Below are 302 nucleotides of genomic sequence, written 5' to 3'. Positions count from 1 at the left end.
TCAGCGAAGACGATGACCCGTTTGCTCCCTTCGACAGCGCGGCCGACGCGGCAGAGGATCTTCCTGACCTTGACGCGCTGAAGGCGCTCGAGACCGAGGCCGTCTCTGCTCCAGTGGACGACGCCCCGTTTGCTGCCCTTGAGGGCGCGGAGGAGGAGCACGGTCACGACAGCCTCCCCCCGGCGACAGAAGACACCCCCATAGAAGCCGAGGTGGCCGTCGAGGCCACACCCGACGCAGACCACTTAGCCGCCACCGAAGAGGAAGACCCCTTCGCGGCGCTTGCTGACGTGGAAGAGCCG

General features: G+C 66.9%; 1 protein-coding gene. It reads left to right on the top strand.

Annotation, left to right across the window (positions count from 1 at the left end; all coding sequences use genetic code 11):
- The coding region (locus AB9K37_RS00520) for a hypothetical protein (protein ID WP_369835109.1) at positions 1-302 on the top strand (302 nt) is incomplete at both ends.

Origin of the sequence: Donghicola sp. XS_ASV15, from assembly GCF_041224595.1 — a bacterium.
Classification (GTDB): Bacteria; Pseudomonadota; Alphaproteobacteria; order Rhodobacterales; family Rhodobacteraceae; genus Donghicola.
Note: the sequence above shows the minus strand (reverse complement) of the source record. Positions and strands in the feature narration are given on the sequence as shown.